Origin of the sequence: Bacillus sp. MAG717A (assembly GCF_036884855.1) — a bacterium.
GTDB classification, from domain to species: Bacteria; Bacillota; Bacilli; order Bacillales; family Bacillaceae; genus Bacillus; species Bacillus safensis.
In genome coordinates this window covers 2,975,435-2,999,177 of the sequence record NZ_CP145733.1, presented here as the reverse complement: position 1 = coordinate 2,999,177, position 23,743 = coordinate 2,975,435, and the positions used below count along the sequence as shown (strand labels likewise).

Below are 23,743 nucleotides of genomic sequence, written 5' to 3'. Positions count from 1 at the left end.
TCATTCCTCCTAAGAAAACACCTTTTCCAAGATGTATCGAATGATCCCTACGATATATGCCGAGACGACACCGAACACAATGACGTTCCCAGCCAGTTTAAACATATTTGTGGCAACACCTAAAACAAGCCCTTCACTTTTATGCTCAAGGGCAGCACTTGTCATACTGTTAGCAAAACCTGTTACCGGTACGGCCGATCCCGCTCCAGCAAACTGGCCGATTCTATCGTAAATACCGATACCCGTTAATAGAGAAGAAATTAAAATGAGGGTTGCCACTGTCGGGTTCCCTGCTGTCTTTTCATTAAAATCAAAAAAGTGGATATAGAAATTTTGCAGCCCCTCACCTATCAGACAGATCAAGCCTCCTACTAAAAACGCCTTGATACAGTTCACGACATATGGTGGTTTGGGCTGATACGTTTTCACCTTAGATGGATAGTTCTCTTTTAAACTCGACACGTGTTGTTCCCTCCAATTTCTTAAATATAAATAAGCCAATGAAATAGTGAACCAAATACCTTTCCTAAGACGATGGCCATGAGCAGCAAAACAATTTTCCCGTCCATTCCAATTCTTTTCGTTAATATAGGAAGTACATTTAATACTTCAGTGAGTGCAGCTGCAAGCATGCCGACAAAGATGCCTGATAAAAGACCGACCGGCAGCGCCAGCCATTTGGTTAAATGCAGATGTATTTGACTTAAGGTGGCCCAGCCGCCAACAACCGCCCCGCTAATGACAGCCGCCTCGTACCCTTGTATGAAGCGCTGCGTTTTGGTTAATTGCATTAAGCGGGGAATGATGCCAAGCACTGTAAGAAATGCCACAAATCCTGCTCCGACTGTTAAACCGCCGCCTAGTCCAACGAGTACGACAAAAAGCCACTTACCGATCATGGATATCCTTCAATGTTTCTTTATTTTCATTGAGTGCGACATAATGATCGAGATCGAGCTGATATTTAAACATTTCCACTTCGAGCGGACTTGGTTCTTCATTTAAACGCTTTTTAAATACATGATTGAAAAACAAAATCATGCCAAAACCGAGCCCAAAGCTATATGGAATTTGTAATAAATACGGATGCTCAACCGTTTTCCCTGTGATCATTTCATATAGGCGGATATGAACGAGCCGCATACTGACATCCTCGTGGAAATTCATAATGGCAAGCGCCGCTCCGACAAATAATAGGAGCCATACAAACACAAATAAAACGGGCGAAAGCTGGCGTTTGCCTGTATCAATTTCAACAATGGCCTCAGAGCCGCCAACGGTTTGAATATCGATATCTGGCCACGTTTTTTTGATCGTTTTGACAACATGCATAATATCAAGAACGACGATGTGACGATCCTTTTTGCTGACATGATACACAGGCATTTTGCTAAGCTTATGCACAGCAAACTCATCACCAGTGATTTGAGCGATATCCTCTAAATAAATGAGCTGATCAATACCGGTCTTGATTCGATGGCGCAGCCGAATAAAGATTTGTCCGTCCATCCAAGTCACTTCCTATACGAGGGGTTAAAAATAGTATGTGGTGAAAAATGGTTCTCATACTGATAGAACTGGATTTACCGGTAATTACCACACAAAAAAAGCCAGCCGAATTGGCTAGCTGTCTTTTTGATCCATTTGCATTTGGATTTGTTTTAAAATTTTCTTTTCAAGTCGTGAGACTTGCACCTGTGAAATGCCAAGTCTTTCTGCAACCTCAGATTGTGTCTGATCTTTATAATACCTTAAATACACAATGAGTTTTTCCCTTTCTTCTAATTCCTTGATCGCTTCTTTCAATGCGATTTTGTCAAACCAGCTTTCTTCAGAATGATCGGCAATTTGATCAAGCAATGTTATCGGATCCCCATCATTTTCATACACCGTTTCATGAATGGATGATGGGGAGCGGACCGCTTCTTGGGCGAGGACGACATCCTCTGGTGTGATATCAAGGTATTCGGCAATTTCTTGAACGGTCGGCATTCTTCCATGAGACTTAGACAATTCATCCCTTGCCCGCCGAATTTTATTTCCGAGTTCCTTTAATGACCGGCTGACTTTGACCGTTCCATCATCCCGAATAAATCGCTGGATTTCACCAATGATCATTGGGACGGCGTACGTTGAAAACTTTACATCGTATGTCAAATCAAATTTATCAACAGATTTCAACAGCCCAATACAGCCAATCTGAAATAGATCATCTGGTTCATATCCCCTATTTAAAAAGCGCTGAACAACGGACCAAACAAGACGCATGTTTTTTTCTACGAGGAGGTCTCTTGCTTGCTGATCACCGTCTTGGCTTTTTTTGATGAGCTCTTTGACTTCATCATTTGACAGCTGGGCTTTTTTAGCTTGCTTTTTTACCTCCACATCCATATGAGCAGCTCCTTTAATTACAAAGCGCTTTGCTTTTTGATAGATGCTTTGTTAAACGGATGGTCGTGCCCATTTCTGGAGATGAGTCCACCATGACATCATCCATAAAATTCTCCATGATGGTAAAGCCCATTCCAGAGCGCTCTAAGTCTGGTTTTGTTGTAAAAAGCGGCTGTCTTGCTTCCTCAAGATCGGTAATACCCATGCCTTCGTCACGGATGGTGAGGTAAACGACATGGTCATCTAATGTGACATGGATATGCACCTTGCCATCTGGATTCCCATCATAGCCATGGATGATCGAGTTTGTCACTGCCTCTGATACGACGGTCTTGATTTCTGTTAATTCATCTAAAGTCGGATCAAGCTGAGCGATAAACGCCGCGACTGTCACCCTCGCAAACGATTCATTTTGGCTTAATGCCGAAAAAGTCAGATTCATTTCATTTCTCATGACGCCACCCCCAATGTTTGCAAAGCCGTTTGCTCTGAAGGCTCCATACGAATGATTTTAAACAAACCAGACATATCAAATAACCGATTCACTGCTGGCGAGATGGCACAGACGACCATTTCTCCGCCAAGCTGCTTAATTTCTTTATATCTTCCCAAAATCACTCCGAGTCCAGAGCTGTCCATAAACGATAAATCAGCCAGATTCAGCACAATGTGGCGAATGTCCTCTGTTTCCAAATAATTCGTCACCTTTTGTCTCAATGTTTCTGCGGAGTGATGATCGAGCTCTCCTGTTAACCGAATGCAAAGTACGCTCTCTTTTACTTGAAAATCAATACCAAGGCTCATCTTTTTATTCCTCCTTGCTCTAATTTCGGATAAAGAGTGTTTCTCTTTTATATGAAGTAAATCCTTCACCATGACAAAACTAGTGACCATTCGTCACATTTAGATGTTCTTTTCTTTTTTCTCATAGCAAAAAGACTGCCCATTACAGCAGTCTTCTCCTTTTATTTCCATTTCACAAAATCAGCCATCGCTCGTTTGAAGAAAGTCCAAATGCCTGCCTTTTCCATTCCTTCTTTTGCTTCTACAGGGCTTTCATGTAGCACTTTTCCGTCTTTTTTCAAGACAATCGTACCAAGTTCCGTTCCTTTTGAAAATGGAGCCTTGACATCATGAGACAATTTGATTTCTTTTTTGATCTGATCCACATTTTCGCCTTTTTTCGTTAGAAGGGAGATCGGTTCAGAAGTAACGAGCTGAATATTTTTCTTTTTCCCTTTGCTTACTTTGACCTCCGCCACATCTTGCCCTCGTTTGTAAAGCGGATGAGTCGTATATTGACTAAATGCGTAGTCCAGCATTTTGACTACCTGAGCGTTTCTGTCTTTCGGGGTGCTTGCGCCGAAGACAACCGCAATGACGCGCATGTTACCTTTTTTAGCAGATGCAGTTAAACAGTATTTCGCTTCACCTGTAAAACCTGTTTTCACCCCATCAACACCTGGATAAAATTTAATCAGACGGTTTGTGTTTACAAGCCAGAATTTTTTATCTGTGTTTTGCCGTAGATAGTCTTCGTAGACACCTGTGAATTTGGTGATTTGTTCATATTTCAACAGCTCTTTTGCCATTATTGCCATATCGTGAGCTGTGCTGTAATGGTCTTTTTCAGGAAGTCCTGTTGGGTTTTGAAAGACTGTTGAGTTGAGACCAAGCTCTTTCGCCCTTTTGTTCATCTGCTCTACGAACTGTTCTTCAGATCCTGCAATATGCTCTGCCATGGCAACTGAAGCATCATTTCCTGACGCAATCGCAATGCCTTTCAGCATTTCTTTCACGGTCATTTCTTCTCCTGGTTCAAGGAAGATTTGTGACCCTCCCATGGACGCTGCATAGTCGCTCGTTCTGACCTTGTCTTTCATTTTCAGTTTACCTTGATCAATAGCTTCCATGATGAGAAGCATCGTCATGATTTTGGTCATACTTGCGGGTGCAAGCTTTTCATCGCTGTTTTTATTGTAAAGCACTTTTCCCGTGTCACGTTCTATTAAGATCGCTGATTTGGCTTCGTGTGCCAATTCTGATGTTTGTTTTTCTCCTGGTTTTTCAATCTTTTCTTTTGCTGTCGCTGATGGTGAAACCATTGAGATAAGGATCATTAAAATAAACAATGCACATATATGACGTTTCAAGTGGCAGACCTCCATAATCGTAATCCTTTCTATTTTTTCCTCATACAGGTTGTTTTATTCAGGATTGCAAATAAAAAAAGCCTTCTGCTTGGGTAGCAGAAGGCTTTTGGACACATGCTATGAGAGTTGTTTGACAATGTCTTTTACTAAATCAAGAAAACTTGCTTTCACTTTTTCCGTTACTTCGATCACTTCATCATGAGACAGCGGCTGATCCAAAATACCAGATGCCGCATTGGAAATGCATGAAATGCCAAGTACTTTGATTCCTGCATGACGCGCAACAATGACTTCTGGAACAGTCGACATTCCTACCGCATCTGCTCCAAGTGTTCTTAGGAAACGAACTTCAGCAGGTGTTTCATATGAAGGGCCTGTCATCCCTGCATAAACCCCTTGCTGTACAGAGATACCTATACGCTGGGCTGTTTCTGCTGCAAGTGCCAGCAATTCTTTATCGTACGGTGCAGACATATCAGGGAAACGAACGCCTTGACTGTCATTTGGGCCAATTAATGGATTTGTTCCCATCATATTGATATGATCTGTGATCAGCATGAGATCTCCTGGACGGAATGACGTATTCACTCCGCCAGCTGCATTTGTGACAATGCATGTTTCAATACCAATTTCTTTCATCACACGGACAGGAAACGTCACTTGCTTCATATCATATCCTTCATAGAAATGAAAACGTCCTTGCATCGCGCAAACGACAGTGCCTTTCAGCGTTCCGATCACGAGCTGCCCTGCATGTCCCTCTACTGTTGAAACAGGGAATCCGGGAATATCTTCATATTTAATTTTGATTGGATTTTCAATCTCATCTGCTAAAATGCCAAGCCCTGATCCTAAAATCAATCCAACTGTTGGTACATATGTCGATGCTTGTTTAATGTATGCCGCCGCTTCTGAAAACTGTGCTCCCACGAGATTTCCCCCTATTTGAGTTTAGATAAAAAGCTTGTTCCGTATTTTGGCATCGCTATCTTGAAATTATCGGCAACGGTTGCCCCAAGATCGGCAAACGTTTTTGCTGTTGGCAGTTCATTTGCTTCCTGATGCTTTTTGCTGTAAGCAATGAGCGGAACGTATTCTCTTGTATGATCTGTTCCGTGATGAACCGGGTCATTTCCATGATCTGCTGTGATCACAAGAAGATCATCCTCTTTCAACAGGTCAAACACTTCAGGAAGACGTGCGTCAAATTCCTCTAATGCTTTTCCATAACCCTCTGGATCTCTTCTATGCCCATAAAGAGCGTCAAAATCAACAAGGTTTAAAAAGCTGAGTCCTGTAAAGTCTGTTTTTAGTGTATCGACCAGCTTGTCCATTCCATCCATGTTCGATTTCGTTCTAAGAGATGATGTGATCCCCTCGCCGTCATAAATATCAGAGATTTTTCCAATCGCAATGACATCGAGCCCATCATCTTTCAGTTCATTCATGACTGTACGGTCAAATGGTTTTAGCGCATAGTCATGACGGTTTGGCGTTCTAACAAAAGCACCGGGCTCTCCGACAAACGGACGAGCGATAATCCGTCCAACCATATATTTTTCATCTAATGTGAGTTCACGGGCAATTTCACAAATACGGTAAAGCTCATCTAATGGCACAACTTCTTCGTGCGCAGCAATTTGCAGCACAGAATCTGCAGATGTATAAACGATTAAATCACCTGTTTTCATGTGCTCTTCGCCAAGCTCATCTAAAATTTCCGTACCAGACGCAGGTTTATTTCCAATAATACCTCGGCCTGTTTTTTCTTTTAGTTCATTTAATAGTTCATCTGGGAATCCGTCTGGAAAGACTTTGAACGGTGTGTCTATGTAAAGACCCATAATTTCCCAGTGTCCCGTCATTGTGTCTTTACCATTTGATGCTTCTTGCATTTTTCCATAATACGCAAGCGGTTTTTCATCCGCTGGAATTCCTTTGATTTCTTTAATATGACTCAGCCCAAGCTTCGCCATATTCGGCATATGAAGCCCGTTCATTTTTTCAGCAATATGTCCAAGTGTATCTGCACCTACATCATTAAAATCAGCAGCATCTGGTGCTTCCCCAATCCCTACTGAATCCATTACGACGAGGAAAATGCGTTTATACTGATAATCAGGCATTAAAAAGCGCCTCCTTCAATATTCTTGTCTTTTGACCTTACAAACAGTAAGAGGTCAGACATCTCAAGTATAAACCGTTTACAAGCCAGTTGACAACCATAAACGGTGTAAAGATGAAAAAGCATGACACCCGTTCACCGTGTCATGCTTTACTTATGCCCTTGGATGGAATTTGTGATACACATCTTTCAGTCTTGTTTTCGTCACATGTGTATAAATTTGTGTTGTTGAGATATCGGCATGTCCGAGCATCTCCTGTACAGCTCTTAAGTCCGCACCGTTTTCAAGCAGGTGTGTAGCAAATGAATGTCTGAGCGTATGAGGCGTCAGTTCCTTTTGAATCCCTGCTTCAATGGCTCGTTTTTTTAAGTTCTTCCAGAAGCCCTGCCGCGACATTTTTTTCCCGTGATGATTGAGAAATAGGGCATCTGACGGCTGTTTTTTTAACAGCTTGCTTCTTCCCTTTTCGATATATTCTTCAATTGCGCTTGCAGCAGCTTCACCGATTGGCACAATTCGTTCTTTTCTTCCTTTTCCAAAACAGCGGATAAAGCCCATTGTGAGGTGCACATCGGCAAGGGTCAGATCCAGCATTTCACTGACGCGAATACCTGTTGCATATAAGAGCTCAAGCATTGCTTTATCTCGGTAGTCAAAAGGAGTGTGCTGATTTGGTGTATCAAGCAGCTTTTCGACCTCCCCTAATGATAAAACTTTCGGTAATGTCCGCTCTGTTTTTTGCGTTTCAATGTTCCATGACGGGTCATCCGTTGTCACTTTTTCCCGAAGCAGAAATTGATGAAAGGAACGGATCGATGATAGATGCCGTACAGACGTTTTACTCGATTTCCCTTCCTCTTTTAGCTGCTTTAAATAATGAATGATATGCAGGCGCGTGACATCGCTAATATCCGTCAGCTGTTCATGTGTCATTAAAAAAGACAAGTAGTTCTGCAAATCTCTTTTATAAGAAACAATGGTATTTTCAGAGAGTCCTCTCTCTACGGTCATAAAATGAATAAAGTCGGATAATTGATCGTTCAATGATTTCTACTCCCCGTTTTGATAAAAATAAATCAATCGATCTTGCCAATTGTCTTGATTCGGCTGATCCATTTCCATCACTTTAATTGCTGCACCCTCTGGTTTATCATAACGATGGTAGCTTTCATATTCTGAATTTATCCATATCATAGCATAATAGAACAGGACGGTAAAACCTGTGAACAAGATAAATACTTTGATCACTTCGCCTGTTGTTTTGAGCCATTTTCGCATGATCTTCAAGTCCTTTCTCACCTTCTCATTACTTCAGCATATGCCAGGTAGGACAAGGAATATACAGCGAAAATGCAAAAAACCTCTTCATCTTAAATGAAAAGGTTCCAATTCGGATTATTTGCCGGATTCATCATCATGACACCGGTGGCAAATACCATGGAATGTCAATCTATGATCCTTAATTTTAAATTTCCAGTCACGTTCAATAATCTCTTCGACATCTTCTAATAAATCATCTTCTATCTCATCGACTGTTCCGCATTCCATGCAGACAAGATGGTGATGGAAGTGAGCGGCTCCTTCTTTGCGAAGATCATATCGCGAAACGCCGTCTCCAAAGTTAATTTTATCAACAACTTTCAGTTCAGTGAGCAATTCTAACGTCCGATAAACAGTAGCAAGACCAATTTCAGGAGACTTCTCTTTTACGAGGAGGTATACATCTTCTGCACTTAAATGGTCTTCTTCATTCTCAAGCAGTACTCTTACTGTGGCTTCACGCTGTGGCGTGAGCTTGTAGCTGGAAGAATGAAGCTGTTTCTTAATTCGATCAATCCTATTTTCCATTGACTTTCCCTCCTACGCCACATTACTTGATCATTATATCAAATGATGTGCTGAGAGCCAACTATAATCATTTTAAATTGATAAATAAATTGATTATTAATTAATAACAATTATAAAAGAACACCTGCCAGCTTTTTCATCAGCATGAATGATATGTACGATTCAAAAAAAGATGAAAGTGCAGCAAGCGCTAAAATCATCAGCAGAACCGATGCATACCGGCCAAACCACTGGACGGGTGCTTGACTGATGGTTTTTTTCATGAAGAGCTGTCCAATGAGACGGATGGAAAATGCAATCGCACAGGTGCCAATCACTAAATAGGCTGGAATGAGCAAAATGTTTTGCGGAAGCACCGATACAAACGAGAGAAAAAATCCACTCAGCCCCATTTGATTCACGAGAAAACCAACAGTAAATCCAACAACAATTCCTTTTAAAAAGATCATAAGAAAGATAAGAGGCAGACCAACGATGGATATTCCCAGTATCCACATAAGGCCTAAATATTTCATATGATGCAGGAAGCTTTGTAAAAACATTTCTTTTGATTCTGCTGCTTTCTCATTCGTCAGCTGACCAAAAAATTGATTTAAATAATAGAATAAATCCTCTTTCTGGCTGAATGTCATGCTATTGACAATGATGGCCCCGAAGATCACACCCATTAAAAAGAGTACAGAGACAAATAAATAAATCGAGAGATGATCTTTTACGTGCTGAAGAAGATGCTCCTTCCAAGACTTTTTCCGCATGTGTCTTCCTCCCAAATAGTAAGGTTACTAGATTCTATGAGAGAGATTACGAAACATGACAGTTTTATTGAAAGAAAAAAGAGAAAGCAGCCTGCTCACTGCTTTCTCTTTTTCATTTATCGTGCGGCTTTCTGTACGTTCACAAGCCCGGCACCGTAATAAAAAGGTTCTCCAAGTTTTGTCGCCGTTTTTGACAGTCTCTCACGCACTTCATCGTTTGACAGATTCGGATGTTTTGATAGAATGACAGCCGCAGCGCCCGTTACATGCGGTGATGCCATTGACGTTCCGCTCATGTAGCCATATTCGTTATGAGGAAGGGTGCTCAGCGTTGAAACGCCTGGTGCTGAGATTTCCAGTTCTTCGCCAACAGAGGAATCAAAAGCTCTTTGTTTTTTTTGGTCAACAGAGGCAACAGCCATCACGGAGCTGTATTTAGCCGGATAGTCAATCGTATTGAGAGAGCCATAACTTCCTTCATTCCCTGCAGAAGCCACAATGAGAATCCCTTTATCATACGCTCGATCTACCGCTTCTTTCAGCGCCTCAGATTCACTTGCTCCCCCCATACTGATATTGATGACATCCATGTCATTCTCAATGGCCCATTCAATCCCTTTTATGATCCAGCTATAGTAACCGTCACCATTTTCATCTGCCACCTTGACAGCATAGATAGAGGCTTTTGGCGCAACACCAACGACACCTACCTTATTATCTAAAGCGGCAATTGTCCCTGCCACATGCGTCCCATGTTTATGCGGATCTACAAGCGGATCTGACTCTGCCGGTACAAAGCTCACCCCGCCGGTGACATGTAAATCCTCATGTTTGCCGTCGATACCGCTGTCAAGAACTGCTACTTTGACATTCTGTCCAGCGTATCCTTGTTTATGTACCTTTTGTGCTTTGATGCTTTTGATGCCATATGGAACAGTTTGACTGCTTGTTTTTGCTTTTTGGTCTTCCTCAATGAAGGTCACTTCTTTTGCTTCATTCAGTTTCTTTTTTGATGTCTCATTCAACGACACTTTCATCATATCTATTTGCTCTATGGATTCTTTCACATGCCCGCCAGCTTCTTCTACAAGCTGTTTTTGTATTTTGTCTTGAACGGAAGAAGAAAAGCCGATCATGTACTCTTTTTTTACTTGCTCCTTTGCAGAAATATCTGACGTGCCAAACATGACCGATGCCACAAGCACACTTGCCATACAAAGCCCTGCTCCAAATGACTTGACGTTCATGATACCCACTCTCCCTTTCGTTTCTTTTTGTCATTTAACTACATTTTTAGACAAAAAGAAACGACCGTTTGTCCTATTTTTTAAATTTTTCCATTTATTTGATCTAGTTGTCACAAAAAAGCAAAATAAAAATGCTTATGATCCTCTTGATAGTGATCATAAGCATTTCGTCCTTTATGTTTTTTCATCATGTGCTGCAAGACTTCTTGTTTTGTTTTTGTCTTCCTTTCGTGTGTGCTAAAATGCGGCATGTTTCCTCTCGACAGTTCTGGATTTCGGCTGTGCTGTCTTTGGATATGCTCTCGTTTTTTCTTTGCTTTGCTTTTTCCCATTAGGCAAAACCCCTTTCGTTGACGTTATGATACACGATGTTACATAAAAAAGATAGACGTAAATACGTCTATCTTTCTGTTTTTACCATATCAAGATGCGGAATCCCATCTTCATCATAAACATCTGAGACGGCCTTGAAACCAAATGATTCGTAAAATGACTTCAGGTAGGCCTGCGCCTGTATTTTGACACTTGTTTCACCTAGTTCACTAAGCTTTTCCAAAGCCTTGATGAGTAGCATCTTTCCATACCCTTTTTTCCGGCCGGCCTGCGTCACAAGAACGCGGCCGATGGACGCCTCTTTGTACACGATCCCGTTTTGAAAAATTCGGCAATAAGCCACAATGGTGCCGTTCTCTTTTGCGATGAGATGAATTGCTTCTTGGTCCCTGTGATCAATTTCAGGGTAAGGGCATGTTTGTTCTACAACAAACACGTTGACTCTTTCCATTAGAATCAAGTAAAGATCCTCTTTTGACAATTGTTCAAACGTTTGACATGTCCATTTAATGTGACTCATGATTGATATCCACCTTACCGTACACTCCGCCTCCACCAGCGATTAGTTCGACTTCACCCTTTCTTGCTTTGATGATGTAGCCCGCTGTCTTTTCTGGCAGAACGGCTTTTAGTTCTTGTTCTGTTGCTTGATGCAGAATATTCATCTCTGTGTGAAACACGGCTTTTAGCTTCTCCAGCGTTTTGGGTCCAACACCCGGAATAAACTGAAGCGGAAGCTGATGAACATAAGGAGGTCTCGTTCTTTTTTCACTTTCTTGGTCAGCAAGCTCTTTTAAACGCTCACTTACTCCTTTTGTCATCCGGGTATGTCCGCATACGTGGCACCCTTCTTGATCTGGTGCGTGAGGTCTTCCCCCGCATTTCTCGCAGGTCGTATGATAATACTTGCCAAGCCGCGGAGCAAGTCCATAATTTCCTGTGACAGCTCTGCCATCTTTTTCTTCAAGGGCTAGCTTGAATTCGGCAAAAGAGGCATGATCCATTCTGATTTTTGTATATTCTCGCGCGATTTTCCCTAAAGAATGAGCATCTGAATTCGTTAAAAAGGGATACCGGTTCAGTTCACTCAGCTGGGACGCCATAGACGTATCACAGCTAAGACCAAGCTCAACTGCATCAATAAGTTCCGGATCAAATACTTCCGTTAAAGAAGTGTTGACCCCTTTGCCGTATAGACTTTTATGCGGCGTAAAAATATGAGCAGGAATAAACAATCCTCCTAGCTCCTTAACCTTGCGCTGAAGTGTTTTCCCATCAACATAGAGGCGCTGTGAACTCAAATGCACATTTTTCATATGAAGCGAAAGCCATGCGGAGAACTCAGACATTTTGTGTAGTGTGGGCATAAATGCCAGCACATGAATCGGTCCCTTTGAATGATCATCATTGATTTCTAATTCACTGCCTAAAAGCAGCACTGTCGGTCCAAATGATAGACCGCCGTCATTTAGTTCCGTGTACCGGCCTTCCTTTACACCCTCTATTAGCTCTTCTAAGACTTCTGGAGATTGTGCATCAATCACACCAATCATCCCCATCCCTTTACTTTCTGCTGCTTCAATGAGAATTTGGTCAATTGTCAATGACCTTGCACCTGTAATTTTGACAGCTCTGCCTGTTCTTGTTCTGCCAATATGAATATGGATGTCTGCAAAAAATTCCTTCATTTTGTTGACTCAAGTACCTCTTGCAGTTGTAAGTATTGAATGGCATAGGCTGTTTTTGCATCGTAAATATGTTGCTCTTCAATGAGGTGCAAGGCTTCTTCTAATGAAACTTCCATTACTTCGACAAATTCATCTTCATCCAGCTCTCTTTTTTCTTCAAGCGGAGCTAGCTGATCTGCTAGATAAATGTGAACAATTTCATCTGCAAAACCAGGTGATGTATAAAAGGCCGTCAGCTTTTGAAGCTGCTGAGTTGTATATCCTGTTTCTTCTTCTAATTCTCTTAATGCTGTATGTGCCGGCTCTTCCCCTTTTTCTAGTTTTCCAGCCGGAATTTCAACGATGGCTCTCTCTAGTGCTTTACGGTATTGTTTGACCAAGATGATTTTATTTTCGTCTGTACGTGCAATGACAGCTACTGCACCAGGGTGTTTAATGATTTCGCGTTTGCCTTGTTTTCCATTAGGCAATTCTACATCTTCAAGAACCAAATCAATGATTTTTCCGTTGTATAATTCTTTCGACGATAATGTTTTTTCTTCAAAGTCCTTCAATTTTGTCAGCTCCTCGTTCTACTTTCACTTTTTACTTCATTTATTTTAACATAGATGATTTAAGAGAAGCGAAAAGCGAAACGCTTGCTTCAATGCGCCATTTGAAATCACCTAACTTGAATTCCTGATTTTTTTCACTTACTGTGAAAGGATAGGAGTGTGATGGAATTGAAAAAAAGACGAATTGGCACCTCAGATCTTTTAGTGAGCGAGGCGGCACTAGGATGCATGTCTCTTGGAACTGAAAAAGAAAAAGCGCTCTCTTTATTAGATGAGGCCATTGATCTCGGAATTAACTATTTGGATACAGCCGATTTATATGATTTTGGGACAAATGAGGAATTTGTTGGAAAAGCCATTAAAAACAGACGGCAGGATTTGATTTTGGCGACAAAAGGCGGCAACCGCTTTGAAAAAGGCAAACCAGGCTGGGACTGGGACCCTTCAAAGGCGTACATAAAGGAAGCAGTAAAACAAAGCCTCAAGCGGCTTCAAACAGATTATATTGATTTATATCAATTGCACGGAGGCACGATTGATGACCCCATTGATGAAACAATTGAGGCTTTTGAAGAATTAGTAGAGGAAGGCGTTATTCGCTATTATGGCATTTCATCTATCCGTCCAAATGTCATTAAAGAATATGCCAAAAAGTCCAATATCGTAAGCGTGATGATGCAATATAGCTTACTCGACCGCCGCCCGGAAGAATGGTTCTCTCTTCTTGAAGAACAAAGCATTAGTGTCGTCGCAAGAGGTCCTTTAGCGAAAGGATTATTAACTGAAAAGCCACTTTCTCAAGCAAGTGCAGCGATTCAAAAAAACGGCTATCTTCAATATTCATTTGAAGAGCTTCAGCAGATCATTCCTTCTTTAAAGAAAGTCGCTTATGACCTGTCCCTCACTGAACTGTCCATTCAGTATGTACTGAAACATTCTGCGGTCAGTTCCGTTGTATTTGGCGCGAGCTCGGTGGATCAGTTAAAAGAAAACATAGCAGCAGCAAATGCACGTTCTTTAAGTGACCAAGAAGTCAAAGCATTAACTTACTATACAAAACCGTTTGTGTATGAAGCGCACCGATCCAAATAAGAAAAAAATCACATCATTTGATCTCGTCAGATTGTAGAAAAACTCATGTTTTTCTACATTTTTTTATGTTTTTCTCTATATAAAATAAGGAGGGGCTTAAAGCCCCGTTGTCTTATCTTGCACTTTCGTAATATGCATAATTTCCAGATTTGCCTTTAAGATAAAATGTGATACCAAAACGACTGAAACTATTTGCAAAAGAACCATTATCTGAATACATACATAATCGATTACTTGCACCTTTAAAAGGAGCTACAGAACAATCTACAATTGAAGTAGCCTTTGTGCAAGAGTTTGTCCAGAAACAGGTAAAAGCAATCCTAAAGATAAAGCGACTCCAGCCATTGTTTTTCTCAATTTCACGTGAATCATCCTCATTACCAATTTTTGTAATTCATCTTCATTATAAGGAGAATGACTCTCTACCAAAAGGGGTTTAATGGTCATATTTTCGATACACCTTTTTACTTCTATTTCAAACATAAGTTATGGGATTTCGTTTCGTTTGACTGTAAAAATCATACTGTCACGATTCTAAAATGAAGTGATATGAAGGGGGCAAAAATGCTTTTCTCTTTATGGACCTATGTTTATTCTGTGGATCTATCTCAAGATGATCACATGAAAAAAGGAGCATCATTGCTCCCTTTTTAGCTTTTATACTTTCTCCAGTCTAAATGGCTTTCATCTAGCAGCTCTGAAAAGCTTTTGTTTTTTTCTTTTTCTTTCTGCTGCCGAAGGAGGTCTTGTCGTTTTTGTTCTTCTCTTTTTTCTGTTTCGACGGCGAGGTTCTGTTTCATTTGAAGAAGCTGCTGTTTGACATCGTCCTTTATGCCGTCCTTTAATTTCGCTTGATCCTGCTTGATCTTTTTCATTGTGCCTCTCTCCTTTTGACTTAGTGTATCATCCGTTTTATTTTCTGAGCAAGAGGCACGCCCATCTACCAACATGTGGTATGATCGTCATAGAAAAAACTCCGGAAAGGAAGAATCGGCTAGATGAAGAAATGGATCGCTATATTTGCCTTCATATTATGTCCACTCGCTGTAATCGGCATTTTTTTCACCAATAAAATGATGTATATTCGAAAATTAACGGATGAAGAGCTCATCAAACGAGAATCAGATGGAGGCCATTATCATCACGAGGAATTTCAACAGCTTAAGAAAGAGAAAGTGTGTATTCCTTCAGCATTTGGTTATAATCTACATGGCTATTTTGTGCCGTATCCTCATACAACACGCACAATCGTACTTTGCCACGGTGTGACAGTCAGTTTGATTAATTCCGTTAAGTATATGAAATTATTCCAAAAGCTCGGATGGAATGTGCTGCTTTATGATCATAGAAGACATGGGATGAGCGGCGGGAAAACCACGAGTTATGGATATTATGAAAAAGAAGATCTAGCAAAGATCGTAAAGTGGCTCAGACAAAGACTCGGAGAAAGTGCCATCATTGGGATACACGGAGAATCAATGGGTGCAGTCACGACCTTGTTATATGCCGCAAAGCCGGAAACAAACGCCAATTTTTACATAGCAGACTGCCCTTTTGCTTCTTTTGAGGACCAGCTTCTGTATCGATTAAAAACAGATTTTCGCCTTTCAGGGCAATGGATTCTTTCACTAAGTGATCAAGTATTAAAATGGCGGGACGGATACCGCATCCGGCAAGTTTCTCCTCTTGATGTGATCGATGAGGTGAAAGAACCTGTACTTTTTATTCATAGCCGCCATGACGACTATATCCCCTGTGAGCAAAGTCAGCAGTTATATGCACGAAAAAAGGGTGACAAACAGTTATTTATTGCGCCACACGGTGCGCATGCAATGTCTTTTAGCGAAAATAAGGAAGCTTATGAGCAAGAAATTCAAGCATTTCTTCAAAGATTTGAATTGAATGAAAATAAAAGAGGAGAATGAACAGCAGTTCGTCCCCTCTTTTTGAGCTAACTTATGCGATAGTCACCACTGTTGTATGGTGTCTGCCCGCAAGCTCCATATGGCTCTCTTCCGATTGCTGCTGACTCATGACCGATAATCCTGCAGTTGCTGCCAATAAAAGAACTATCAAACTCGTTTTCATATAAATGACCCCCATTTTGAATTTTTGATATGGCTTGAATTTTCCTTTCGTAAAACCGGGTAGATACTTCAAACAGTCCAAGCTCATTGTAATAATGAGCCGCATCAAGTGCCAATTCCTCAATATCTGGGTATAAGCGCTTGTCCTCGAGCAGGTCTAATGTATCGTCTATGATTGTTATGTCTGCATCAACGTATAATGCTTTTAAGAACTGAAATTTGCAGATGTAAATTTCATCTTCTAATTCACAGGCCTTCATAATACCTTGTTGATAGAGGGTTAACGACTCTTCTATTTGTTTTTGTTTAAACAGGATTTGTGTCAGCATAAATAGTGGGTCTAGAGAGCGATTAAGATGGGTTAAATTCTCCTTTTCAAACACTTCAATAGAGTCTTTCAGATAACGGCTTGCTTCCGCAAGATCGTTCATTTGATAATAACAGTTACCTAAGTTGAAAAGGGCCGAACCTATGACTCGAGGGTTTCCAATTGAGCGTGCTCGCTTTAGAGCATTTTTAAAGTAGGGCAATGCATGTTCATAGCATTTCAAATCATCATAGTTTGCACCGATGACAAATTCACAGTGGATGATTCTCAGCGTGTACGTTCTGTAGGCAGAATACGTATCTAACGCTTGCAAGGCATAGTGCATCGAAAAGTGGGTTTGTTTCATGTGGTAGTAAATTTCTGCTAATTTAAAGTAAAATTCTGCTCTTTCTATATCATCGGATATAAGATTGAGCTTTTTTTCTGCTGAGCGGTAATAAGCAATAGCACTTAAATAGTTTCGCTGTTCAAATTCAAACATTCCTGTGAAAAAATGAACATAGTATTCAAGCATATCCGTTAATTTCGTTTGTGAATGTTCGATCGTTTCTAGCAAATTCTTAATTTCTTCATCATTTGAGGCTTTCTTTGCCGGTTCAAAATATTCAAGCATCACCTTGTGGCGAAAATCCATCAGCTGGTAAAACAATAACAAGTTTTGATCCTGCTCCATTTCGAGGATTTCCTGCTCGATCTCCGCCTTCAGCTTCTCTGCTTTCATCACATGAAATCCGCAAATCTGCCTATACCATTCGTTTATTTTGATTCCAACCTGAGGCGATGACAGCTTGAGCTTCAATTCACTTTAGCACCTCCCTTCTCATATACGATACATGTTGTATTCTATCACATTTCCTCGAATGGAAGAAATATGAAATGTCATTTTTCGCAAAGTTTTCGGTATCCCGCAATAAACGCTGCGAATGCCTATTTTTCGGCATTTACAGCCATTATTTTTTTATTTCCAGCTTGCTCATTTTGTCGAATTGTTTGTTGAAAACTGCTTTTTCCGCTTCAAAAGATCATTTTTCAGATTAGACAACCGTGCGGTTTGATGAGATGATGAACGCACGAAAAAAACCCTTTCGAAAAAGGGCTCTTATAATACATCTGTTACTTGGTCCATATTCTCTTTGATCCAATTGACAGCTAATTCGAGCGTTGGAAATTCTTCCGTTTCAAATGTGACTTCATCTTGAAGAAGCCAAACGTCCTTTTTCACCGAATCCATTCCACCTATTGACCAGTGCAAAAGGCTATAGGGATGATTGTTATTTAAAAACGACACCCATGTTTTATTTTGTGCCGTATTTTGTATCACTTTTAGCTTTTGATCCACTACATTTCCACCTTACTTTACAAGTATACCCATTCTCGGGCTGAGTATTTGTTGAGGACTTTTCAACATGAGTGTGTTGGCTTTTTCATTAAAATCAATCGTCATTTCCTCGTCAAAAAAGACCTTTTGTGCTGTGTGTATGTACAGCTTAAAGAGCTGATTATGCTTGAGCTCTTCCCATTCGCCTGTTCTTTCACCTATGAGCCAAATCATTGGAACACCGCTTACCGCACAGCCGCACCCATCTGAATCATATCGAAGGAGCAGTTCTTTTGTTTCATGCGCTGCTTGTTGTTTTGTAAGGAACGCTGCTGCTGGTTCTGTTATATGAATATACATGCCGAACATCCTTTTTTCGTTGATTGTTACATTGTAACATATCAGTCATTAATTAAACATGTTCACGTCCTGCCAGCTCTTATGTCTGATCGTTTGTCTTTAACTGCTCTGACCAATTGTACGCTTCTTGTTCAATTTCTTTAATGAGCCCATCTTTTCCTTTCATATAACTTGCCATATCTTCAGGATAGGCTTTTGCCAATTGACGCTTTTTATCGGAATAGGCTTTGGCACGATCAGGTGCAGCTTTTAAATAATCTCGGAACACCAAATGCCTTTTTACATCATCATGTCCGGCTTCATAGGCGTGAACGTGATGTGTTCGGTTCAAGCCGCCTTTTCTAAAAAAACGTCTTCCCTTGAGTCCATTTTCTCCGAGCGGTTCATATCCAAGCTTGCGAAAAAGGTGGTTACACTCATCTAAGCTGCTGATATGCTTCACCTCTAGCAAGATATCAATAATTGGCTTAGCCGCCATTCCTATGACTGAAGTACTGCCAATATGGTGGCCATATACCCAGTTGTCACCAACTATCTTTTTCAGCTTGTCATGCTCATCTTGAAATTGTTTTGGCCAGCTCGATTGGTATTCAATCACTTCCACTTTTCGAAGCATCAAACGTTCCATCTTTGTTAACATCAGATTGTTTTCCACCTGCAAACGGTCCTTCTGTTTAAACCCTAGTTTTTCATAAAGCTTGATTGCTGGTATATTTGCTTCCGCTGTTGTGAGCTCAATTGTTTTTTGATGCTGGATTATGGATTGCAGGAGCGCTGTCCCGATTCCTTGTTTGACATGATGAGGGTGCACAGCTAACCGGCTGAGGATGATCCGATCGTCATGCAGTTCATATGAAGCGACCCCTAACAAATGCCCCTCTTTTTCAAATCCTATGAAAATTTCATTTGTTTCTATTATATCTTTAACTGTTTCTTTTAAGGGCGGTAAATCTTGATAGCCAATTTGCTCTGCCTCCCGCTGATATGCAGCCAATTGGATATGTAACAGCTCTTTTGCTTGTTCTTTATTTTTTTGATCCAGTCTAATGATCATGCTTTCGCCTCCAGCTTTTTCACAAATAGCACCCTGTCTTCATGAATGCCATCGTAATCTGAAAAAACTGAAATGCCATCAACCGTTTTATCTCCCTTTTCTATCTGAAAACCGAGCTTTGTATGGTAAGCAATCGAGACTTTATTGATAGGAGCTGTGATCGCCTTAATCGTTGTTCTTCCTTCCTTTTCAGCCGCTTCATAAAACGCTTGATAGAGAATTTTGCCAATCTTTAATTTTCTGTGGTCTGGATGTACCCCCACAAAGTGAATATACGCTTCATCTGAATGCGATTGCGATAAAAAACCGACTAAAAAGCCGATCAGTTCACCTTCTTCAACAACGACAAAACTTGTTTGCTGAAAATGTTCGAAAAATAGCTTTGGCAATTTTGCGCGCAAATCTCTGCCTCCCCACCAGCTTTGAATGACGGATGTGACCGCATAAAAATCTGACGGCTTCACTTGACGTATCATGATGGCCTCGCCCCTTTCCATTTTTAGCTGTACCGTTTCACAAAAAATCAACTGTTTCAATAGTCTACCTGTCTGATCGATTGTTTGTAAAGATGATGTATCAGCCTTTTTTCCTTTCAGCTTTGTTGGTTCTTCGTTCTTTCGCTGTCATCTCCTTTTAAATCTTCACACTTATTTCAAAAAGTTCACTTTTTGTGTGAAAGCTTTATTCTTTTGTTATGTTAAGATGGTTCATATAGGAAATGGAACAAATGTTTATTGGAGATGATGATATTGGTTTGGATTGTTACTTCACTTGTTGTGTTTAGTCTTTTAAAGCTGCTTGTCACTTCGCTGCCTTCCGGTGTTGTTGAACGCCTTTTTAGTCGTTATGCGGTGCATGCAAAAGTAACAAGTGATCAAACAACGATGACGTTTCAAGGACGTCCACTCGATGATCAGCAAACATCTGAAATTATTCAACATTTTAATGATGCGATCTTTATTGAACGCTATTATATTTATCCTGGTGACGAAGAGCGTTTTCTTCATCCACAGGAAGGACCGACGCCGCTTACCATGCAAACAAAGCTTGGCAAGCATGATGTGACCCTTTATCTGTATCATTACGATGACCACGTGGATGTGGTGCGGCAGTTTACCCATAAGCCTAAGAAAAAGCTAACGGCCTATCGTTTGCGTTCTGAGCCTCTCCAAACATCCAATAACTTGGCACATGCTTAAAATGGCTCATTTTACACAGATGAGACGAAGTGGAGACACTTCGTCTTTTTTGTATGGATTTACACTCTTCTCTTTGAATGATTTACCAGTATCAATTTCACCTTCTGGCGGTTAAAATATATACAGAACATATGTTCTAAGAGGTGAAAATGATGAATGAACGAGCCATTCTGCTTGTGGATATGCAGTCGTTTTATGCGTCGGTCGAAAAAGTGGAGGCTCCCCATTTGAAGGATGTACCGCTCATCGTTTCAGGAGATCCCAAGCGGCGGAGCGGGGTCGTACTTGCGGCCTGCCCGCTCGCTAAAAAACGGGGCGTACAAAATGCATCAAGATTATGGGAAGCACAGGAAAAATGCCCTGAAGCCGTCGTTGTACGTCCACGTATGCAGCGTTATATTGATGTTTCTGTCATGATGACAGAACTACTTGAACAATACACAGATCTTGTCGAACCCTATTCAATTGATGAACAGTTTCTTGATATTACGGGGAGTGTGACACTACTCGGTTCACCCCGCGAGATCGCCCAAAATATACAAACGACCATTATGAACCAAACGGGCATTTACGCACGTGTTGGCATTGGTCCTAATAAAGTACTTGCTAAAATGGCCTGTGACCATTTTGCTAAAAAAAACACATCTGGCATCTATGAACTTCGTGCAGACCGAGTTGCGGCTGATTTATGGCCGCTTCCGGTCGGAAAACTATTTGGCGTCGGCAAACGAATGGAGCACCATTTAAAACGAATGGGCATCAGTACCATTGGGACGCTTGCTACTTATCCGTTAGACCGGCTAAAAAAGCGCTGGGGAATCAATGGGGAGCTTCTACAGCGAACAGCTTTAGGACACGACCCTTCCCCGGTCACTCTTCACACACATGATCAGCAAAAAGCGGTTGGTCATCATATGACCCTTCCCCATGATTATGCGTCCTTTGAGGACATTAAAGTCGCCATTCTTGAATTGAGTGAAGAAGTGGCAAGACGGGCGCGCTTTAAGCATTATGTTGGGCAAACGGTGTCTGTTGGCGTAAGAGGCGCTGATTTTTCTCATCCGACTGGATTTCATAGACAAATCAAGCTCCATTCACCCACACAGTACGGGACAGATATTGCAGACGCAGCCATTCAGCTATGCCAGCAGCACTGGGACGGCCAGCCCGTTCGCAGTGTAGGTATTACTCTCTCACAGTTGCAGCCTGACAGCCAATATCAGCTGAGTTTATTTGATCACCATTTAAAAAAAGACAGACTCAGCAAAGTATTTGATGCCATCCATATGAAATATGGACCTGCTGCACTCTTGCACGCTTCGTCACTAACAAGTGCAGGGCAGGCGTATCACCGCGCCGAAAAAATTGGTGGACATTACAAATAACGGAGGCGAACAGCCATGAATCCCAATAAATTAACACCTGGATACAACATCATGTGGGAATCAAGCCGAATGATGCTCCCAGAGCACCGTGAACAGCTGCTTGCTCAAAAACGAAAGAAAAAAGAATACACGCCTCCTCCGCTGAGCACTGATCAGCTAGAGGAAATGAATTTTTTGATCACACAGTCGATTACAGAAGACCAAGCGATTTGCGTGACATATGCTGCAGCAGGTATGAAACAGCAGTTTTGGGGCTGGGTGAAAGCCATTCATTATGAAACGCAGCGCATAAAAATCGTCAATGATGAAGATGTTCTCCACCTGTCCTTACAGCAAATTGTCGCGATTGATCTTGATTAAATGGTCTTTAAGTGATCGTACGAATCAGCAGATTTAAAAGACATAGAAGCATCAGCAGAAAAAACATGCTCTCCAAATTTGTGAGCTATTCGGAGCTCCTCTGTCATATGGCGGATGTCTCCTCCATCAAATTGTGTATTTAATTTGCACAATTTTTCATGTATGATTGGAACATCTTAACACTCAGGGGAGAAACAGCATGAAAAATAACTTACGTACTTTACATCCACTTAGTTGGACGATCATCATCGGCACCATATTCGGCCGAATGGCGACGTCCATGAGCATTCCTTTTTTGGCCGTTTATTTGACACAAGTCAAAGGGGCTTCAGCTTCTTCAGCTGGGTTAATCATTGCCGTCAGCTCCCTTATTGGGATCGTGGCGAGTTTTTACGGCGGCTATGTTTCTGACCGAATCGGCAGGAAAAAGGTCATGCTTCTATCCATCTTCGGCTGGACACTTGTCTTTGTTGGCTTTGCGTTTGCAGATGCCATATGGGTCTTCTTTCTCATGAACGCTTTAAATGGACTGTGCCGGGCACTGTTTGAACCGACGTCTAAGGCACTCTTATCTGATGTCACCCCATCAAGTATTCGGTTGTTTGTTTTTAATTTACGGTATACGGCCATTAATATTGGTGTGATCTTCGGCCCGCTGCTTGGCTTATATCTCGGGTCATCGAAAACAACGTTTCCATTTCTTGTCGCTGCCTTCATTTATTTGTTATACGGTTTAACACTGGCCTGGCAATTTCAGAAGCATCCAGTTGCTGCTCCAGAAAGCACGAAACAAATCAGCGTCAAAAAAGCCCTTTCCATTATCCAAAAAGATACGGTCTTTAGCATCATCCTTATCGGCGTTACCTTATGTTCGTTCGGGTATTCGCATTTAAGCTCAACACTGCCTCAATACTTATCCGCGTCACCTATGATTGAGGATGGTCCTAAACTGTTTGGATATCTTTTATCTCTAAATGCAGTCGTTGTCATTGTCGTACAATACCCCCTCATCATGATTGCGAAGCGTTACTCCACCATTTTGTCGCTGACCACTGGGAATATTCTTCTTGCCGGCAGTTTGTTTGCCATTGCTTTTTCACAAAGTCTCGGCATGCTTGCTTTCATCATTGTCGTGTTTACGATTGGGGAGGTTCTGCTGTTTGCGATGATGGATCTTTTTGTAGACAATATTGCAAAGCCTGAAGTGAAGGGGTCGTACTTTGGGGCGATGGGATTTTCTCAGCTCGGCAGCGTCATCGGACCATTTGTCGGCGGACTGTGCATTGACTATTTTGGCGCAGCCCATCCCCTCTCCATTTTTACGGTCTTGTCAATGATCACCATCGCAGGCGTTCCATTCTTACTCATAGGATATTACCGTTTAAAAAAGCGATCGGCGGCAGACGTAGCTATTAAAGTAAGTGGAGATCATTAAAAAAACCGCTCTCTCGTTTGAGCGGTTTTT

General features: G+C 41.3%; 31 protein-coding genes. 6 read left to right on the top strand and 25 right to left on the bottom strand.

Annotated features, from left to right (window positions below; all coding sequences use genetic code 11):
• Positions 1-9 precede the first annotated feature (9 nt).
• From spoVAC to V6Z54_RS15460, 18 genes are all read right to left on the bottom strand, one after another.
• Positions 10-462, bottom strand: a complete 453-nt coding sequence (gene spoVAC, locus V6Z54_RS15545; RefSeq protein WP_041085999.1) for a stage V sporulation protein AC — start codon at positions 460-462, stop codon at positions 10-12.
• A gap of 20 nt (positions 463-482) precedes the next feature.
• On the bottom strand, positions 483-899 hold the full coding sequence (locus V6Z54_RS15540; protein WP_034280358.1) for a stage V sporulation protein AB: 417 nt from the start codon (positions 897-899) through the stop codon (positions 483-485).
• Complete coding sequence (locus V6Z54_RS15535; protein WP_041086001.1) at positions 889-1,509, bottom strand: stage V sporulation protein AA; 621 nt, start codon at positions 1,507-1,509, stop codon at positions 889-891. The genes V6Z54_RS15540 and V6Z54_RS15535 overlap by 11 nt, the downstream gene beginning before the upstream one ends.
• A 114-nt stretch (positions 1,510-1,623) precedes the next feature.
• Entirely contained in the window at positions 1,624-2,391 is a 768-nt protein-coding gene (gene sigF, locus V6Z54_RS15530) for an RNA polymerase sporulation sigma factor SigF (protein WP_338527474.1), read from the bottom strand.
• Positions 2,392-2,404: 13 nt separating this feature from the next.
• Positions 2,405-2,845, bottom strand: coding sequence for an anti-sigma F factor (gene spoIIAB / locus V6Z54_RS15525; RefSeq protein ID WP_024422865.1), 441 nt, complete (start codon positions 2,843-2,845; stop codon positions 2,405-2,407).
• Entirely contained in the window at positions 2,842-3,195 is a 354-nt protein-coding gene (spoIIAA, locus tag V6Z54_RS15520) for an anti-sigma F factor antagonist (protein WP_024422866.1), read from the bottom strand. Before spoIIAA ends, spoIIAB begins: the two co-directional genes overlap by 4 nt.
• 161 nt (positions 3,196-3,356) lie before the next feature.
• Positions 3,357-4,544: a D-alanyl-D-alanine carboxypeptidase family protein gene (locus tag V6Z54_RS15515; RefSeq protein WP_041086005.1), complete on the bottom strand. Its 1,188-nt coding sequence runs from the start codon at positions 4,542-4,544 to the stop codon at positions 3,357-3,359.
• A 117-nt stretch (positions 4,545-4,661) separates the two neighbouring features.
• The gene (locus V6Z54_RS15510) at positions 4,662-5,474 is read right to left on the bottom strand and encodes a purine-nucleoside phosphorylase (protein WP_338527473.1); all 813 of its coding nucleotides are present in this window, start codon (positions 5,472-5,474) and stop codon (positions 4,662-4,664) included.
• Between the two features lie 11 nt (positions 5,475-5,485).
• A complete protein-coding gene (gene deoB / locus V6Z54_RS15505; protein WP_058837987.1) occupies positions 5,486-6,670 on the bottom strand; it encodes a phosphopentomutase in 1,185 nt (394 codons plus the stop codon).
• Positions 6,671-6,823: 153 nt separating this feature from the next.
• Positions 6,824-7,714 (bottom strand): site-specific tyrosine recombinase XerD, encoded by an 891-nt coding sequence (xerD, locus tag V6Z54_RS15500; RefSeq protein ID WP_039179686.1) that lies wholly within the window; start codon positions 7,712-7,714, stop codon positions 6,824-6,826.
• Between the two features lie 6 nt (positions 7,715-7,720).
• Positions 7,721-7,948, bottom strand: a complete 228-nt coding sequence (locus V6Z54_RS15495; protein ID WP_024428058.1) for a YqzK family protein — start codon at positions 7,946-7,948, stop codon at positions 7,721-7,723.
• Positions 7,949-8,065: 117 nt separating this feature from the next.
• Positions 8,066-8,518, bottom strand: coding sequence for a ferric iron uptake transcriptional regulator (gene fur / locus V6Z54_RS15490; RefSeq protein WP_003215577.1), 453 nt, complete (start codon positions 8,516-8,518; stop codon positions 8,066-8,068).
• Between the two features lie 110 nt (positions 8,519-8,628).
• Positions 8,629-9,273 (bottom strand): stage II sporulation protein M, encoded by a 645-nt coding sequence (spoIIM, locus tag V6Z54_RS15485; protein ID WP_024422873.1) that lies wholly within the window; start codon positions 9,271-9,273, stop codon positions 8,629-8,631.
• Between the two features lie 116 nt (positions 9,274-9,389).
• Positions 9,390-10,520: a S8 family peptidase gene (locus V6Z54_RS15480; RefSeq protein WP_338527472.1), complete on the bottom strand. Its 1,131-nt coding sequence runs from the start codon at positions 10,518-10,520 to the stop codon at positions 9,390-9,392.
• 110 nt (positions 10,521-10,630) lie between these two features.
• On the bottom strand, positions 10,631-10,852 hold the full coding sequence (locus tag V6Z54_RS15475; protein WP_039179694.1) for a hypothetical protein: 222 nt from the start codon (positions 10,850-10,852) through the stop codon (positions 10,631-10,633).
• A 68-nt stretch (positions 10,853-10,920) separates the two neighbouring features.
• Positions 10,921-11,373, bottom strand: coding sequence for a GNAT family N-acetyltransferase (locus tag V6Z54_RS15470; protein ID WP_041086016.1), 453 nt, complete (start codon positions 11,371-11,373; stop codon positions 10,921-10,923).
• On the bottom strand, positions 11,360-12,541 hold the full coding sequence (locus V6Z54_RS15465) for a TIGR00375 family protein (protein WP_073979651.1): 1,182 nt from the start codon (positions 12,539-12,541) through the stop codon (positions 11,360-11,362). Before V6Z54_RS15465 ends, V6Z54_RS15470 begins: the two co-directional genes overlap by 14 nt.
• Positions 12,538-13,095: an NUDIX hydrolase gene (locus V6Z54_RS15460; RefSeq protein ID WP_041086019.1), complete on the bottom strand. Its 558-nt coding sequence runs from the start codon at positions 13,093-13,095 to the stop codon at positions 12,538-12,540. The genes V6Z54_RS15465 and V6Z54_RS15460 overlap by 4 nt, the downstream gene beginning before the upstream one ends.
• 168 nt (positions 13,096-13,263) lie before the next feature.
• Here V6Z54_RS15460 and V6Z54_RS15455 point away from each other — a divergent pair, with 168 nt between their 5' ends.
• Positions 13,264-14,187 (top strand): aldo/keto reductase, encoded by a 924-nt coding sequence (locus V6Z54_RS15455; RefSeq protein WP_338527981.1) that lies wholly within the window; start codon positions 13,264-13,266, stop codon positions 14,185-14,187.
• 112 nt (positions 14,188-14,299) lie between these two features.
• On the opposite strand, the gene V6Z54_RS15450 is transcribed toward V6Z54_RS15455, so the two are convergent.
• Positions 14,300-14,407: an LCI fold-containing protein gene (locus V6Z54_RS15450; RefSeq protein WP_231120193.1), complete on the bottom strand. Its 108-nt coding sequence runs from the start codon at positions 14,405-14,407 to the stop codon at positions 14,300-14,302.
• A 430-nt stretch (positions 14,408-14,837) separates the two neighbouring features.
• Positions 14,838-15,062: a YqkE family protein gene (locus tag V6Z54_RS15445; RefSeq protein ID WP_059377147.1), complete on the bottom strand. Its 225-nt coding sequence runs from the start codon at positions 15,060-15,062 to the stop codon at positions 14,838-14,840.
• A 123-nt stretch (positions 15,063-15,185) separates the two neighbouring features.
• On the opposite strand from V6Z54_RS15445, the gene V6Z54_RS15440 reads away from it, so the two are divergent.
• On the top strand, positions 15,186-16,112 hold the full coding sequence (locus V6Z54_RS15440; protein WP_338527471.1) for an alpha/beta hydrolase: 927 nt from the start codon (positions 15,186-15,188) through the stop codon (positions 16,110-16,112).
• Positions 16,113-16,138: 26 nt separating this feature from the next.
• Here V6Z54_RS15440 and V6Z54_RS15435 read toward each other — a convergent pair whose 3' ends face one another.
• The 5 genes from V6Z54_RS15435 to V6Z54_RS15415 form a co-directional block, all read right to left on the bottom strand.
• Positions 16,139-17,401, bottom strand: a complete 1,263-nt coding sequence (locus V6Z54_RS15435) for a tetratricopeptide repeat protein (protein WP_024428051.1) — start codon at positions 17,399-17,401, stop codon at positions 16,139-16,141.
• A 300-nt stretch (positions 17,402-17,701) separates the two neighbouring features.
• Positions 17,702-17,941 carry a YqkC family protein gene (locus V6Z54_RS15430; RefSeq protein ID WP_024422884.1) on the bottom strand — a complete coding sequence of 80 codons (240 nt, stop codon included), beginning with the start codon at positions 17,939-17,941 and terminating at the stop codon, positions 17,702-17,704.
• 12 nt (positions 17,942-17,953) lie between these two features.
• Entirely contained in the window at positions 17,954-18,280 is a 327-nt protein-coding gene (locus V6Z54_RS15425) for an iron-sulfur cluster biosynthesis family protein (RefSeq protein ID WP_041086027.1), read from the bottom strand.
• Between the two features lie 79 nt (positions 18,281-18,359).
• Complete coding sequence (locus tag V6Z54_RS15420; protein WP_073979649.1) at positions 18,360-19,334, bottom strand: GNAT family N-acetyltransferase; 975 nt, start codon at positions 19,332-19,334, stop codon at positions 18,360-18,362.
• Positions 19,331-19,810: a GNAT family N-acetyltransferase gene (locus V6Z54_RS15415; protein WP_041086032.1), complete on the bottom strand. Its 480-nt coding sequence runs from the start codon at positions 19,808-19,810 to the stop codon at positions 19,331-19,333. The genes V6Z54_RS15420 and V6Z54_RS15415 overlap by 4 nt, the downstream gene beginning before the upstream one ends.
• A 273-nt stretch (positions 19,811-20,083) precedes the next feature.
• Between V6Z54_RS15415 and V6Z54_RS15410 the strand changes: the two genes are divergently transcribed.
• The 4 genes from V6Z54_RS15410 (at position 20,084) to V6Z54_RS15395 (ending at position 23,713) form a co-directional block, all read left to right on the top strand.
• Entirely contained in the window at positions 20,084-20,533 is a 450-nt protein-coding gene (locus V6Z54_RS15410) for a YfmQ family protein (RefSeq protein WP_073979648.1), read from the top strand.
• A gap of 152 nt (positions 20,534-20,685) precedes the next feature.
• Entirely contained in the window at positions 20,686-21,918 is a 1,233-nt protein-coding gene (locus tag V6Z54_RS15405) for a DNA polymerase IV (protein ID WP_338527980.1), read from the top strand.
• A gap of 15 nt (positions 21,919-21,933) precedes the next feature.
• Complete coding sequence (locus tag V6Z54_RS15400) at positions 21,934-22,278, top strand: YolD-like family protein (protein WP_041086037.1); 345 nt, start codon at positions 21,934-21,936, stop codon at positions 22,276-22,278.
• Between the two features lie 199 nt (positions 22,279-22,477).
• Positions 22,478-23,713 (top strand): MFS transporter, encoded by a 1,236-nt coding sequence (locus V6Z54_RS15395; RefSeq protein WP_041086039.1) that lies wholly within the window; start codon positions 22,478-22,480, stop codon positions 23,711-23,713.
• Positions 23,714-23,743 lie beyond the last annotated feature (30 nt).

Bases quoted from the DNA above. Each gene is read 5' to 3' on its own strand.
- V6Z54_RS15540 (WP_034280358.1), bottom strand. From the start codon at position 899: ATGATCGGTAAGTGGCTTTTTGTCGTACTCGTTGGACTAGGCGGCGGT.
- V6Z54_RS15535 (WP_041086001.1), bottom strand. From the start codon at position 1,509: ATGGACGGACAAATCTTTATTCGGCTGCGCCATCGAATCAAGACCGGT.
- sigF (WP_338527474.1), bottom strand. From the start codon at position 2,391: ATGGATGTGGAGGTAAAAAAGCAAGCTAAAAAAGCCCAGCTGTCAAAT.
- spoIIAB (WP_024422865.1), bottom strand. From the start codon at position 2,845: ATGAGAAATGAAATGAATCTGACTTTTTCGGCATTAAGCCAAAATGAA.
- spoIIAA (WP_024422866.1), bottom strand. From the start codon at position 3,195: ATGAGCCTTGGTATTGATTTTCAAGTAAAAGAGAGCGTACTTTGCATT.
- deoB (WP_058837987.1), bottom strand. From the start codon at position 6,670: ATGCCTGATTATCAGTATAAACGCATTTTCCTCGTCGTAATGGATTCA.
- V6Z54_RS15495 (WP_024428058.1), bottom strand. From the start codon at position 7,948: ATGCGAAAATGGCTCAAAACAACAGGCGAAGTGATCAAAGTATTTATC.
- fur (WP_003215577.1), bottom strand. From the start codon at position 8,518: ATGGAAAATAGGATTGATCGAATTAAGAAACAGCTTCATTCTTCCAGC.
- spoIIM (WP_024422873.1), bottom strand. From the start codon at position 9,273: ATGCGGAAAAAGTCTTGGAAGGAGCATCTTCTTCAGCACGTAAAAGAT.
- V6Z54_RS15480 (WP_338527472.1), bottom strand. From the start codon at position 10,520: ATGAACGTCAAGTCATTTGGAGCAGGGCTTTGTATGGCAAGTGTGCTT.
- V6Z54_RS15475 (WP_039179694.1), bottom strand. From the start codon at position 10,852: ATGGGAAAAAGCAAAGCAAAGAAAAAACGAGAGCATATCCAAAGACAG.
- V6Z54_RS15470 (WP_041086016.1), bottom strand. From the start codon at position 11,373: ATGAGTCACATTAAATGGACATGTCAAACGTTTGAACAATTGTCAAAA.
- V6Z54_RS15465 (WP_073979651.1), bottom strand. From the start codon at position 12,541: ATGAAGGAATTTTTTGCAGACATCCATATTCATATTGGCAGAACAAGA.
- V6Z54_RS15450 (WP_231120193.1), bottom strand. From the start codon at position 14,407: ATGTATTCAGATAATGGTTCTTTTGCAAATAGTTTCAGTCGTTTTGGT.
- V6Z54_RS15445 (WP_059377147.1), bottom strand. From the start codon at position 15,062: ATGAAAAAGATCAAGCAGGATCAAGCGAAATTAAAGGACGGCATAAAG.
- V6Z54_RS15440 (WP_338527471.1), top strand. From the start codon at position 15,186: ATGAAGAAATGGATCGCTATATTTGCCTTCATATTATGTCCACTCGCT.
- V6Z54_RS15425 (WP_041086027.1), bottom strand. From the start codon at position 18,280: ATGTATATTCATATAACAGAACCAGCAGCAGCGTTCCTTACAAAACAA.
- V6Z54_RS15420 (WP_073979649.1), bottom strand. From the start codon at position 19,334: ATGATCATTAGACTGGATCAAAAAAATAAAGAACAAGCAAAAGAGCTG.
- V6Z54_RS15415 (WP_041086032.1), bottom strand. From the start codon at position 19,810: ATGATACGTCAAGTGAAGCCGTCAGATTTTTATGCGGTCACATCCGTC.
- V6Z54_RS15405 (WP_338527980.1), top strand. From the start codon at position 20,686: ATGAATGAACGAGCCATTCTGCTTGTGGATATGCAGTCGTTTTATGCG.
- V6Z54_RS15400 (WP_041086037.1), top strand. From the start codon at position 21,934: ATGAATCCCAATAAATTAACACCTGGATACAACATCATGTGGGAATCA.
- V6Z54_RS15395 (WP_041086039.1), top strand. From the start codon at position 22,478: ATGAAAAATAACTTACGTACTTTACATCCACTTAGTTGGACGATCATC.